We start from the raw sequence: 12,108 nt of genomic DNA on the forward strand, positions 1-12,108 counted from the left end.
GTAATATCTTTTGAGGTTTTTTAATTACATTAATCCAATGTTAGATCAAAAATTAGAAAGTTTAAAATATCCTATCGGAAAATTTGAATGTCCATCAACAATAACGGAAGCGACTATTGATGCTTGGTTATCTATACTAAAACATTTTCCAAATAGGTTGGAGCAGTTGGTGATTAACTTGTCAGACAAGCAATTAGATACACCTTATAGGTTAGGAGGCTGGACTATTAGACAAGTAATACACCACATTGCAGACAGTCACCATCATAGTTATATAAGATTTAAATGGGCAATGACAGAAGATAACCCAGTAATAAAAGCCTATGATGAAAACACTTGGGCTTCTCAGCATGATTATAATCAGCCAATAGCGCTATCTCTATTACATATTAAAGTAGTACATGCTAAATTGGTGTATTATTTAAAAGGCTTAACAGCAGAACAATTGCAACGTACCTTTATTCATCCGGAAAACAATCAAATGATAGCTTTAGATAAAAATTTAGGTAATTATGCTTGGCATAGTAATCATCATTACGCGCATATAGAAGGTGTATTAAAAAGTAAAGGCTGGATTTAGATTAATAATTGTTTGTTTTGACTTAAAATTAGTTTTATTTTAAAGTCCTAAATTAAATTATAACCAAGGGTAATTATGAGCACTATTCAATTTGAAGATTTTACCAAAGTAGATTTACGTGTAGGTACCATTTTAGAAGTTAATGATTTTCCAGAAGCCAAAAACCCTGCGTATCAATTGACCATAGATTTTGGCGGTTTGGGAGTTAAAAAAACTAGTGCGCAAATTACAACGCTTTATAAAAAAGAAGACTTACTAAATAGGCAAATTGTTGCAGTGGTAAATTTTCCGCGTAAGCAGATTGCAAAATTTATGAGTGAGTGTTTAGTATTAGGAGCGGTTAATGCTAAAGATGTTATTTTGTTAAATCCAGAAACCAAAGTTCCTAACGGAACTTCTGTATCATAGTAGTATGGTTAAGATATTTGAATAAAATAGTATTACATACCGTTAGGATTTATATTCAATTAGGATTGTTTTTTTACTATAAAAAAATAATTGTAAACGGAAAAAAAAGCATCCCAAAAGACCAACCCGTTTTATTTTTATCCAATCATCAAAATGCGTTAATAGATGCTTTGCTATTGGCTACAAAGTCTGGACGCTTAAGTTATTTTTTAACTAGAGCTGGTGTTTTTAAAAAACCATTGGTAAGTAGGTTATTGCATAGCTTGAATATGCGACCAATTTATCGTGTTAGAGATGGCTGGAGCACGATTGCTAAAAATAAATCTGTTTTTAGTAATACTGTTAATTTGTTACATGATAACAAAGCAGTGACTATTTTTCCAGAAGGAAATCACAATTTAGAAAGACGAGTTAGACCACTAAGTAAGGGGTTTACAAGAATTATTTTAGAACATAGGGATACGTATCCTAAGCAGTCAATACATTTAATTCCAGTGGGTTTAAATTACCAAGCGCCTAAAGCAATGGGTAGTACTGTTTCCATTTTTTTTGGAGAAGCTTTAGCGTCTAAATCTTATAATCATTTAGACGATTTTATTGCGACTAAACAAATTAAGCAGGATGTTTTTAATTCGATAATAAGCTTAACGACTCACATACCACAAAGTAATTATGCTTCAATAGTAGAAAAACTTAATAAGTTAAATGTGGATTTTACCAATCCCAACAGTGTTAATCATTGTATTGTAAGTCAGTTTAAAACGTGTCAAGTTAAGCGTGTAAAACAGTCTAATTTTAAAGTCTTAATAAAGCCAATCCTTTATTTGTTATTATGTGTGCCTATTCTGGTTTGGAGACATAATATAAAACCAAAAATTAAGGAAGCTGAGTTTTTATCTACCTTTAGGTTCGCCATAAGTATAACTGTAGTACCACTTTGGTTATTTGTAATATCTGCTATTATTTGGCTTGCCTTTAATTTTGTTACAAGTCTTATCTTTATTTTGGGAAGTCTAATTTTAATTTTGATTTACAATAAAGCATAAAAAAAACCTTCTCTAAATTTAGAAAAGGTTTTTTTGATATAAGGTGATTTTTATATTAAATATCGTCAAAATCTACATCTGTAAATCTACTTTCAGCACTTGGTGTTTCAGACGTTTCAGTCTTAGCTTCGGAAGCAGGAGTGGCTGGAGTATCATATTCTTTTTTGAAATCTTTTTGGTGACGCTCGCTAATAACTTCATCTCCTTTTTCGTTGATGATGTAGTCTGTCATTTCTTTTAAGATGTCATTAAACTCACTAAAGTCTTCTTTATATAAGTAAATTTTATGTTTTTTATAATGAAATGATCCATCGTCATTTGTAAACTTTTTACTTTCTGTAATAGTCAGGTAGTAATCATCTGCTTTAGTAGCTCTTACATCAAAAAAATAAGTTCGTCTTCCTGCTCTTAATACTTTCGAAAAAATTTCTTCCTTCTCCATCATCTCGTTATTATGCATAATCCTTGATTTGTGTTGTTAGTTAATTCGTAAACTCAAAAGTCAAAAAAAAAGTTGAATGAAACAACATTTTAGTGTAAATCTTTTTACTTAGTTGTTTTTAAATACAGTTCTTTGTAATAACCATCAGTGTTTATAAGGTTTTCATGTGTACCTGATTGCACAATTTGACCATCGTCTAAAACTATAATTTGATCTGCATTTTTAGCAGAAGAGATTCTGTGACTTACAATTATGGTTGTTTTTCCTTTAGTAATTGTTTTTAAGTTATTTAAAATCTTCTCTTCAGTTTCAGTATCAACTGCAGATAAACAGTCATCAAATAACATGATTTGAGGCTTTTTAATAATAGCTCTAGCAATGGATACACGTTGCTTTTGTCCTCCAGATAGTGTGATGCCTCGCTCACCTAAAACAGTGTTGTATTGTTTGTTAAATTTGATTATGTTTTTATGCACTTGTGCTAATTTAGCAGCATCTATAACCTCTTGATCTGTAGCGTTTTCTTTACCAAACTTGATGTTGTTATTAATGGAGTCGCTAAACAAAAAGGCATCTTGTGGTACATAACCTGTAGCGTCCCTTAGACTATATAAGTTTAGGGTTTCAATAGGTTTTTGATCTATTAAAATAGTGCCTGAGTCTACGTCATACAAACGTCCTACTAAATCTAAGATTGTAGATTTTCCGGACCCTGTTTTTCCTATAACAGCCAAAGTTTGACCTGTATTTACCTTAAAACTAACATTTTTCAAGGCTTGTATGTTGGTGTCATCATAGGTAAAAGACACATTTTTAAATTCTATTTCGCCATTAATTTCTGATAATTCAGCGTTGTTATTTTGTATTTCTGGTTCGGTTTTTAAAAACTCATTAATTCTATTTTGAGAAGCTTCTGCTTCCTGTACAATAGAGGTTACCCAACCTACAGTTGCAACTGGCCAAGTTAGAAGGTTAACGTACATAATAAATTCAGAAATTGTACCTAAGCTAATTTCGCCATTCATATATTGTTCTCCTCCAATATATATAACCAACACGTTGCTTAACCCAATAAGCAAAATCATCATTGGAAAAAACAAGGCTTGTATACGTACTAAACTTAATTGTTTCTCTTTGTTGGTTTCTGATAATTCATCAAAATTAGCTGAGGTTTGTGGCTCTATACCATAAGCCTTAATTACAGAAATTCCACTAAAAGTTTCTTGAGAAAACGTGGATAGTTTGGATAAGTATTGTTGTACAATGGTACTACGTTTATGTATTTCTGAGCTAATTTTATAAATAATTATTGATAAAATTGGTAGCGGAATAATTGTGTAAAGCGTCAACATTGGTGCTTGTCTAAACATAAAAACTAGAGCTACAATAAATAATGTTAAGGTATTAATACTATACATAATTGCAGGACCAGTATACATACGTACTTTGGTCACGTCCTCACTTATACGATTCATTAAATCACCAGTCCTATTTTTTTTATAGAAATTTAAAGATAGTTTTTGGTATTGTTGGTAGATTTCGTTTTTTAAATCATATTCAATATAACGCGATACATTAATTATTGTTTGACGCATCCAGAAGGTTAATATACCAGACAATATTGCAGAACCTACCAAAAATAAAATGTACTTCAATAGTTTGGCTTTGTAAGCCACCTCACTACTTTCTGGATTTTGTAATTGGTCGTTAACCACGTCTATAATAGAACCTATAAATTTGGGAACAAATACAGTAAATAGTTTAGAAACGATAGTAATTAAAACACCAATTATAATTTGTGTTCTATATTTGTAAAAGTATTTGTTAAGATGTTGTAATTCTTTCATTTAAATGAAAACCTAAGTTTAAAAAGTTTTTAACAATTTCACATTTTAACATGCTAATTATTGTTTTAATATTAATTATAAGCTAATTTCGCATGCTGAAATTACAAATAGTGTAATTTCAATACATTAATTAAATGTCAACTAAATGGTTTCAGAAGTAATCAACACTAATCAATTATCAAAAGCAGATCCTGTTTTTGGACAATTATCATTTGATAATCACGAACAAGTCGTTTTTTGCAACGACAAAGATACAGGATTAAAAGCAATAATTGGAATACATAACACAGTTTTAGGACCTGCTTTAGGAGGTACTAGAATGTGGCAATATGCTAACGAATGGGAAGCTGTTAATGACGTTTTACGTTTGTCTAGAGGAATGACCTTTAAGTCAGCAATTACAGGTTTAAACCTTGGTGGTGGAAAAGCAGTAATTATTGGTGATGCTAAAACACAAAAAACGCCAGAATTAATGAAGCGTTTTGGAGAGTTTGTGCATAGCTTAAGCGGAAAGTATATTACTGCAGAAGATGTAGGAATGGAAACTGCAGATATGGATTTAGTTAGAGAAGTAACACCTTATGTTACTGGTATTTCTGAAGACAAAGGTGGAGCAGGTAATCCATCTCCAATTACAGCTTATGGTGTTTTTATGGGAATGAAAGCAGCTGCTAAATTCAAATTTGGTACAGACGTCCTAGAAGATAAAACAGTAATTGTACAAGGTATTGGACATGTTGGAGAATCTTTAGTGGAGCACCTAACAAATGATGGTGCAAAAGTAATTATCGACGATATTAATCAAGAACGTTTAGAGGCAATCAGTAAAAAATACGGAGCATCTATATACAAAGGAAGTAATGTGTATGCAGAGGCTGTAGATATTTACGCACCTTGCGCTTTAGGAGCAACAATTAACGATGCTACAATTAACAGTATCCAAGCTAAAGTTATTGCTGGAGCAGCAAATAACCAATTAGCAGACGAGCTTAAGCATGGTCGTATATTACAAGAAAAAGGTATTGTATACGCACCAGACTTTTTAATTAATGCAGGAGGAATTATTAATGTTTACGCAGAATTAGAAAACTACGGTAAACAAGAAATAATGAGAAAGACAGAAAACATTTACAATACAACCTTGGAGATTTTAAGTAATGCTGAAACTAATGATATAACAACACATCAAGCAGCATTAAATATAGCTTTAAGTAGAATTGAAGCTAGAAAAAAAGAAAATCAGCAATAGATATCTTATAAAATAGACTATTTTTGCAAGGCGAAAGCGAAAGCTTTCGCCTTTTTTAATTAATAATTTAAAAGTATTTCAATATAATTGAAATCTAAAGTTCTTTGTAAGTATGCTAAGTAGAAGACATATTCGTGTTAAAGTAATGCAAGTTTTATATGCATTTGATGGTACAGAAAGTGATGATTTTTCTAAAGACCAAAAATTTTTATTATACAGTATAGACAATATGTATAATTTATATTTAATGACACTATCCCTAATGATAGAGGTCGGTAAAAAATCTAAAACGCAGTTAGAAACTATTCAAAAAAAGCATTTAGCTACAGCAGAAGAAAAAAATCCCAACAAAAAATTTATAAACAATCAAGTTCTAGAACTACTGTCTAATAACGTAGCTTTAAAAACAGCTTTTGAAGTCAACAATATAAAAAATTGGCAACTAGATAATGAGTATGTAGATATTATCTATAAAGAAATAATTGCTAGTGATTTATATAAAGAATACATGCAAACTAAATCGTCTACCTTTAAAGAGGATAGAAACTTTATAGTAGATGTATTTAAAGAAATAATAGCTCCTAACGAGAAACTTTACGATTATATTGAAGATAAAAACCTTACCTGGTTAGATGATCTTCCAACAGTAAATACAGCTATTTTAAAATTACTTAGAAAAATTAAAGAAACATCAGACGAGCGTTTCCTTACCCCTAAGTTGTACAAAGATATCGAGGATAAACAATACGCAATTAACTTGTTTAAAAAAACAATGTTAAACCAATCCAAATTAAGCGAAGAAATAGCTAATAAAACTAAAAATTGGGATACAGAACGTATCGCAACTATAGACATGGTTTTATTAAAAATGGCTATTTGCGAGTTAACTAGTTTTCCATCAATTCCGACTAAAGTAACAATTAATGAATACCTAGAAATTGCTAAAGAATACTCAACGCCTAAAAGCAGTATTTTTATTAACGGAATTCTAGACAAATTGTTAAAAGAATATCAAGAAGAAGGAAAATTAAATAAAGTTGGTCGAGGATTGATGTAGTCAAAAAATATTATTATTTTTACAAACCAAAAATTAATTTAAGTGGCAGTTTAATAATAAACTACACAAATTCTAAAATAAGTATTATGAAAAAAGTAATGATTCTATTAAGTGCAGTATGCTTAATATCTTTATCATCTTGTAAGCAAGATGCAGCAGCAAAAATTGATGCAAATAATGTAGTAGCAGCTTCTGAGAGAGATGCACAATCAGGTAAGTTACCAGTAATCGAGTTTGATAAAAAAGAACATGATTTTGGTCAAATAGTATCAGGTACACCTCAAGAGACAGTATTTACTTACACTAACAAGGGAGAAGCGCCTTTAGTTATTACAGATATTAAAAGTACTTGTGGATGTACAGTTCCTCAAGATTGGTCTAGAGCACCTTTAGCTGTTGGAGAGTCTGATTCTTTTACTGTTAAATTTAACGGAAAAGGAGCTAACAAAACATCTAAAGTAATTAATATCACAGCTAACACAGCTACTGGTAAAGAGTCTGTAAAAATATCAGCTTTTATTACTCCAGACCCTAACGCACCTGTTAAGCAGGCACCACTTAGAACAAATCCAAATGCTAACCCAGGACCACTTACACAATAATGGAAGGAATTAGCGGATTTTTACCTATAATAGCAATGTTTGCTGTAGTGTATTTCTTTATGATTGCACCACAAATGAAACGTGCTAAACAAGAAAAGCGTTTTGCTTCGGATTTAAAAGCAGGTGATAAGGTAATTACTAAAAGCGGAATGCATGGAAAAATTGCACAGCTTAATGATAAGGATAATAGTTGCGTTATAGAAACTATGTCTGGAAAATTAAAGTTTGATCGTTCTGCTATTTCTATGGAAATGAGTAAATCTTTAAACAAGCCAGCTGTTGAATTAAAAAAGTAATTTACAGCTAGATTATATATTAAAAGGCGACCAATTGGTCGCCTTTTTTATTTAGCAATTTTTATACTTATCATGTAAACCCTTATTTTCAATAATCATAGGTGTTATTTTATCTATTCTAGATAGTTTTGTAGTCTCTCTTTTGGCTTCACTTATATAGTTACAATATTCACGCTGTTTAGATGGTGTTAAAGCTTTAAAAGCCTTAAAAAGTGTATTATCTTCTTTAAAAACACTTTGTAATTCATCAGGTATCACATTATCTTTTACTTTAGTTTTAATAGGTTTAATGTTCTTACCATTTTTTTGATTTATTATGGCTTCCTCTATGTAAGACATTAGTAACGTTTCGGATAAATCACTCGTATCATTAAAACGTAGTTGTCGCAAAGCTTTAGTTTTTCCTTCTTGTGCATTATGTAATACATTTTGTTTGTCAGTCAATAAGCTGCCATTAAAAAACCATAAGCAATAATGATGTTTAAAAGCACCTAAACCAATCACATTTTTTCCTTCAATCATATAAACAGGAGCATTCCATTTTATAGTTTCTTTTAAGCCAGCCTTTAAAAGTAAGTGTCTTAAATAGTTAAGGGAATCTATAAATTTGGGATGATCTTGTATATACTCTTCTATGGATGATATTTTCTTCATTCGATATTTAAGTTAAATTTTAAAGATACTATTTTTTAAAAGGGTATTCTATTCTATATCAAATAAGTATAACTTTTTATTTAGATTTAGTCTAAATAAACTTTGCTATTATCAAAATGAGATTTATATTTGCGCTTTATTTATAATAAATCTAAATAGTGTCATGTTTAAAAAAATAAGTTTTATACTAATTTTAGCAGTTCAATTATCATTCTCGCAATCCAAAATTACAGGCGTTGTGACTAGTAATTCCAACGAAAAAATTCCATTTGCAACCATCTTATTAGAAGAGATTAATGTAGGAGTGTCAGCTAATATTGATGGGTTTTTTATCCTTGAAGATGTAAAGGCTGGAAGTTATACTATCAAAGTGTCTTCAGTAGGTTATACGTCAATTAAACAAGACATAACTATTACGGATAATGAAACGAAATCTATAGCGTTTAAATTACAATATGATGGCGATTTGGACGAAGTTGAAGTTTTTGGAAGTCGTTTTACTCATCCAGATAAAATTGAGGCTTTAACCAGATTGCCTTTAGCGCCTTATGAGCAAATTCAGAGTATTTCTATTATTTCTGAAAAAGTGATTGAACAACAAGGTAATTTAACCATTTCGGATGCTGTAAAAAATGTACCTGGAGTTTATACATTTGCAACCTATGGTAATAAAAGGGAGAGTATGTCTTCTCGTGGATTTAGAGGGATTCCTATTTTAAAAAATGGAGTTAGAGTACATTCAGATTTTAGAGGTCAAGGGATACTAACCGATATGCAAGGTGTTGATAATATACAAGTCTTAAAAGGTGCAGCATCAGTTACACAAGGTGTTGCTACAGATTTAGGAAGTCCAGGTGGAATAATTAATATTGTAACCAAAACACCTAAATATGAATTTGGAGGCAATGTGTCACTTAGAGGAGGAAGCTTTGGTCAAGCAAGAACAACTTTTGATGTTTATGGACCTTTAACTACATCTAAAACGACTGCATTTAGATTGAATGGTGCATTAGAGCGTGCTGATAGTTATAGAGACGGAATTACTTCTGATAGATTTTATATCAATCCTTCATTTCAATGGAAAGCTGACGACAAAACGACTGTAACTTTTGAGTTGGATTATTTTGAAGATAGTAGGACACCAGACGTTGGTACTATTAACCTTGGAGATAATGACCAGAATTTGATTTATGATTTACCTTATGATCAATTTTTAGGTTTTGAGAATGATAAATCATTAACAACTAACACAACATATGCAGTTAGATTTGATCGTGAGTTATCAGATAAGTTGAGTCTTAAAGGTGCCTATTATAAGTCAAATTTGGATTTGGATGACAAAGGAGCAAGTTTAGGTAGTGTTGTTAGTGATGTTGATGGTAACGCAATATATAATCAAAAATCTAGAGGTTATTCGGTGTCTACAAGAGCAGATAATAACAGTGTGCTGCAATTTGATTTAGTTGGTGATCAATTAGAAACAGGAGCTATTTCTCATACATTTCAAGTTGGTTTTGATTATCGTACGACTAATTATAACACAACTTCGCAAAATGTATCTATTATAGATACTATAGATGTGTTTGCAAGTAATAGTAATAAATTACCAAATGATATTGCACTGTCTACACAATCCGCATTAGCTGCAAAATCTAAAGCTTTTGGCTTTGTTGCTCAGGATGTGATTACTTTTAATAAATATTTAAAAGGTTTTTTTGGTTTACGTTACAGTAAAACAAGAACAATTACAGACACTGAAACTACCGAAAGTGATGCTTTTAATCCATTAGGAGGTATTATTATATCACCATTAAAAAACATTAACCTGTTTGCTTCTTATACAAACAGTTCGTATCCTAGAACAGGAACTAGATTAGATGTTAATGGTAATGAGTTAGGTAACGAACGTTATGATCAATTTGAAACAGGTATTAAAACTAATTGGTTAAATAGTAGGTTGCGTTTTAACTTAACTTATTTTAAAATAAATAATAAAGACATTAACCTTCCTGTTTATGATATTAACTGGGAAGAAACTGGATATTATGCAAAAGGTGGTAATGATGAGAGAAAAGGTGTAGAAGTGGAATTAAGCGGTCGTGTTTTGGATAACTTGGAAGTAATTACAGGATATTCATACATTGATGCACAGTATAAGGAGCATACATCTTATGTCTATGGATCTGCACCATTAAACACACCAAAGCATACTTTTAATATTTATGCTAACTATAGCTTTAAACAACAACTTGAAGGTTTGTCTGTTGGAGGAGGAGTATATTATACTGGCGAACGACCTATTAATGATTGGAGTTCAGGTGCTGTTACTCACCAAGGGATAGTTCCAAATCAAGAGCCTTTTAATGTTGAAGCTTACACACAGGTCAATGCTCAAGTTGCTTATACTTTAAATAACCATTGGAATTTTAGAGTGTTGGTTAATAATGTATTTGATGCAATAGGTTACAACGCTTATAGAACAAGCTATATTAATCAAACAGACCCAAGAAATTTTGCAGGAATTTTGACCTACAAATTTTAAATAAATTGAGTTAGTCTTTAAAGCGTAACACTAAAATTGTTACGCTTTTTTTAGTTTATTATTTTTAATTAAAAATAAATTGAAGCTAACTTATTAAAAATCAATACCGAAAAAAATGACATCAAAAAACAGTACTTTTTTGTTTGTTTAATAGTAAAACTTAAATATATTTGCAATCAGTTTTGGGGAGATACTCAAGCGGCCAACGAGGGCAGACTGTAAATCTGCTGACTACGTCTTCGCAGGTTCGAATCCTGCTCTCCCCACATTTTTAAAAAAAGCCTTCTTAAATTTAAGAAGGCTTTTTTTTTGCGTTATAATTTTATTTATTCTAAGATATGTCTTAATATAATTTCACAAAAAAAAGCCTTTAACAGATATACTGATAAAGGCTTTTATTTATATAAATAAGTCTATTAAACTTATAATTGCTTTTTATAAATTAAAATTCTACTAAAGCTTTTTTGTAATATTTTAAATCTGATATGTTAGAAGCATTGTCAAGATTTCTAATTAATGAAATCACATACTTTAAGCTCTCTATTGGATCTAATTCTGTTTCTGTAACATCTTCTGTATCAGATTCTAATGCTTCATCCTCTAATGGTGTATCCTCTGGTATTGGAATAAGAAAAGAGTCGTTATTTTCGATATGCTCGTAAGTATAACGAAGGACTTTTACTGCCAAAGGGTTTTCTACCTCAATAGTATAAGTTCTTAAAGTTTTAATATCGTCTATTAATGTATCTGAAGTAATACCTGTAGCGTCTAAGTTTTTCAGAATACGGTCTATTACAGTAATGGCTTGTTTATTTTCCAAAGGGTAAGATTAAAATAGGGTTAGTTGCTTTTTGATGCAAATTTAATTTTTTTTGTCCTTAGAAAAAATCAATTGTAGATGTTTATTTTAAAATTAATGATAAAACTTTATCTCGTTTTAAATTATCTGTGTTTTTTCCAGTATTGCTTACCATAACCACAAAAAATTTCTTCACCAGAAACAATCTGTTTTGTTGCTATAATACAAACATTGCCATCATCGTCTAAACCTATTTTAGCATTGTTTTTTAATGGACTATTGTTTTTACCTTTACTATCGTTTGCATATTTAGCAAAACAGTCGGTATGCATACTATCCATGATGCGACCATCTAATAAATTAATAAAATAACGATCTAGGTTTTGTTGTACTCTGCTTGCTGCTTCTGATGCATCAAGAATTTCTCCTTTAAAAATAGAAATAATTTCATCTTTATATATATCTATAGCAGTATATAACCCATTACCTGCTTCATGTATCTGAGAGGTTTTGACATATAAATAGTCTGCTTCTAAAGCGTCAATAGTATTGTTTTGTGTAGGTGTTGTTTTAATGTGAATCTAAT

At 30.6% G+C, this 12,108-nt stretch carries 13 protein-coding genes and 1 tRNA gene; 9 read left to right on the forward strand and 5 right to left on the reverse strand.

Annotation, left to right across the window (positions count from 1 at the left end; all coding sequences use genetic code 11):
- Positions 1-37 precede the first annotated feature (37 nt).
- The 3 genes from B2989_RS03405 to B2989_RS03415 all read left to right on the forward strand — a co-directional run bounded on the left by B2989_RS03405 (position 38) and on the right by B2989_RS03415 (position 2,034).
- Positions 38-580, forward strand: coding sequence for a YfiT family bacillithiol transferase (locus B2989_RS03405; protein ID WP_292944150.1), 543 nt, complete (start codon positions 38-40; stop codon positions 578-580).
- Positions 581-655: 75 nt separating this feature from the next.
- The gene (locus B2989_RS03410; RefSeq protein ID WP_414692208.1) at positions 656-988 is read left to right on the forward strand and encodes a tRNA-binding protein; all 333 of its coding nucleotides are present in this window, start codon (positions 656-658) and stop codon (positions 986-988) included.
- A 17-nt stretch (positions 989-1,005) separates the two neighbouring features.
- Positions 1,006-2,034, forward strand: coding sequence for a 1-acyl-sn-glycerol-3-phosphate acyltransferase (locus tag B2989_RS03415; RefSeq protein WP_292944153.1), 1,029 nt, complete (start codon positions 1,006-1,008; stop codon positions 2,032-2,034).
- A 55-nt stretch (positions 2,035-2,089) separates the two neighbouring features.
- Here B2989_RS03415 and B2989_RS03420 read toward each other — a convergent pair whose 3' ends face one another.
- Positions 2,090-2,494 (reverse strand): PUR family DNA/RNA-binding protein, encoded by a 405-nt coding sequence (locus B2989_RS03420; RefSeq protein ID WP_292944156.1) that lies wholly within the window; start codon positions 2,492-2,494, stop codon positions 2,090-2,092.
- A gap of 86 nt (positions 2,495-2,580) precedes the next feature.
- On the reverse strand, positions 2,581-4,323 hold the full coding sequence (locus tag B2989_RS03425) for an ABC transporter ATP-binding protein (RefSeq protein WP_292944159.1): 1,743 nt from the start codon (positions 4,321-4,323) through the stop codon (positions 2,581-2,583).
- A 145-nt stretch (positions 4,324-4,468) separates the two neighbouring features.
- On the opposite strand from B2989_RS03425, the gene B2989_RS03430 reads away from it, so the two are divergent.
- From B2989_RS03430 to yajC, 4 genes are all read left to right on the forward strand, one after another.
- Complete coding sequence (locus B2989_RS03430) at positions 4,469-5,572, forward strand: Glu/Leu/Phe/Val family dehydrogenase (RefSeq protein WP_292944162.1); 1,104 nt, start codon at positions 4,469-4,471, stop codon at positions 5,570-5,572.
- Positions 5,573-5,684: 112 nt separating this feature from the next.
- A complete protein-coding gene (gene nusB, locus B2989_RS03435; RefSeq protein WP_292944165.1) occupies positions 5,685-6,629 on the forward strand; it encodes a transcription antitermination factor NusB in 945 nt (314 codons plus the stop codon).
- Between the two features lie 86 nt (positions 6,630-6,715).
- Positions 6,716-7,231 (forward strand): DUF1573 domain-containing protein, encoded by a 516-nt coding sequence (locus tag B2989_RS03440; protein ID WP_145000119.1) that lies wholly within the window; start codon positions 6,716-6,718, stop codon positions 7,229-7,231.
- A complete protein-coding gene (gene yajC, locus B2989_RS03445; protein ID WP_145000117.1) occupies positions 7,231-7,527 on the forward strand; it encodes a preprotein translocase subunit YajC in 297 nt (98 codons plus the stop codon). Before B2989_RS03440 ends, yajC begins: the two co-directional genes overlap by 1 nt.
- A 51-nt stretch (positions 7,528-7,578) precedes the next feature.
- Here the strand turns inward: yajC and B2989_RS03450 are convergent, their stop codons facing one another.
- On the reverse strand, positions 7,579-8,181 hold the full coding sequence (locus tag B2989_RS03450) for a YdeI/OmpD-associated family protein (RefSeq protein ID WP_292944170.1): 603 nt from the start codon (positions 8,179-8,181) through the stop codon (positions 7,579-7,581).
- A 163-nt stretch (positions 8,182-8,344) separates the two neighbouring features.
- On the opposite strand from B2989_RS03450, the gene B2989_RS03455 reads away from it, so the two are divergent.
- Positions 8,345-10,723: a TonB-dependent receptor gene (locus B2989_RS03455; protein ID WP_292944173.1), complete on the forward strand. Its 2,379-nt coding sequence runs from the start codon at positions 8,345-8,347 to the stop codon at positions 10,721-10,723.
- A 184-nt stretch (positions 10,724-10,907) separates the two neighbouring features.
- Positions 10,908-10,989: transfer RNA gene (locus tag B2989_RS03460), tRNA-Tyr, on the forward strand.
- A gap of 176 nt (positions 10,990-11,165) precedes the next feature.
- Here the strand turns inward: B2989_RS03460 and B2989_RS03465 are convergent.
- The gene (locus B2989_RS03465; protein WP_292944176.1) at positions 11,166-11,543 is read right to left on the reverse strand and encodes a hypothetical protein; all 378 of its coding nucleotides are present in this window, start codon (positions 11,541-11,543) and stop codon (positions 11,166-11,168) included.
- A 122-nt stretch (positions 11,544-11,665) separates the two neighbouring features.
- Positions 11,666-12,103, reverse strand: coding sequence for an SET domain-containing protein-lysine N-methyltransferase (locus tag B2989_RS15350; RefSeq protein WP_349676213.1), 438 nt, complete (start codon positions 12,101-12,103; stop codon positions 11,666-11,668).
- Between the last annotated feature and the right edge of the window lie 5 nt (positions 12,104-12,108).

This window comes from Olleya sp. UBA1516 (assembly GCF_002323495.1).
Lineage (GTDB): Bacteria > Bacteroidota > Bacteroidia > Flavobacteriales > Flavobacteriaceae > Olleya.

Excerpts from the sequence above, each read along its gene's own strand:
- B2989_RS03405 (WP_292944150.1), top strand. The coding sequence starts at position 38 with ATGTTAGATCAAAAATTAGAAAGTTTAAAATATCCTATCGGAAAATTT.
- B2989_RS03410 (WP_414692208.1), top strand. The coding sequence starts at position 656 with ATGAGCACTATTCAATTTGAAGATTTTACCAAAGTAGATTTACGTGTA.
- B2989_RS03420 (WP_292944156.1), bottom strand. The coding sequence starts at position 2,494 with ATGCATAATAACGAGATGATGGAGAAGGAAGAAATTTTTTCGAAAGTA.
- B2989_RS03425 (WP_292944159.1), bottom strand. The coding sequence starts at position 4,323 with ATGAAAGAATTACAACATCTTAACAAATACTTTTACAAATATAGAACA.
- B2989_RS03430 (WP_292944162.1), top strand. The coding sequence starts at position 4,469 with ATGGTTTCAGAAGTAATCAACACTAATCAATTATCAAAAGCAGATCCT.
- nusB (WP_292944165.1), top strand. The coding sequence starts at position 5,685 with ATGCTAAGTAGAAGACATATTCGTGTTAAAGTAATGCAAGTTTTATAT.
- B2989_RS03440 (WP_145000119.1), top strand. The coding sequence starts at position 6,716 with ATGAAAAAAGTAATGATTCTATTAAGTGCAGTATGCTTAATATCTTTA.
- yajC (WP_145000117.1), top strand. The coding sequence starts at position 7,231 with ATGGAAGGAATTAGCGGATTTTTACCTATAATAGCAATGTTTGCTGTA.
- B2989_RS03450 (WP_292944170.1), bottom strand. The coding sequence starts at position 8,181 with ATGAAGAAAATATCATCCATAGAAGAGTATATACAAGATCATCCCAAA.
- B2989_RS03455 (WP_292944173.1), top strand. The coding sequence starts at position 8,345 with ATGTTTAAAAAAATAAGTTTTATACTAATTTTAGCAGTTCAATTATCA.